1 protein-coding gene is annotated in these 510 nt (G+C 38.8%); it reads left to right on the forward strand.

Annotation, left to right across the window (positions count from 1 at the left end; translation table 11 throughout):
- Positions 1-145: 145 nt before the first annotated feature.
- A partial coding sequence (locus AC3ASS_RS14465; protein ID WP_488284179.1) for a transposase family protein occupies positions 146-510 on the forward strand: 365 nt, incomplete at its 3' end.

Consider the following 510-nt stretch of genomic DNA (forward strand, 5'->3'; position numbering starts at 1 on the left):
GGCTCTATACTAAATGTGGTGGTCATGCTTATCATCTCAAGGGCAGAGATGGATTTACAAAAAGTGATAAAAAAATAACACCTTCTTCTCTCTCTTTGTTAATCTATAGTTGCGACACAATAGACACGAAAGGGAGAGAAGATAGGTGCTTACTCATTCTATCATAAACTTATTAGGGATTAAAGATAAGCATGTAGAGATTTTTGATTCAGGGGAAAGTCAAGGAGTATTTTGGTTTGAACTACATACACGTGTGAAAATGCAGAAGTGTCCAAAGTGTAAAAGCCGTACCAAACGCATCCATAGTTATCGAATGCAAAAAATACAGAGTTCATCAGTGGCGGGAAAACGAGTGTACTTACATGTGAAGAAGCGAAGATATCGTTGTACAACATGTGGACATACTTTCTATGAAAAGCTTTCGTTTGTAGACCGATATCAACGTCACACGCTCATGCTGGTTCAGGAGGCACTAGTTTTGAGTGCAGAAATGTCCTTTACACATGCTGG

This window comes from Bacillus sp. JST-5, from assembly GCF_057747715.1.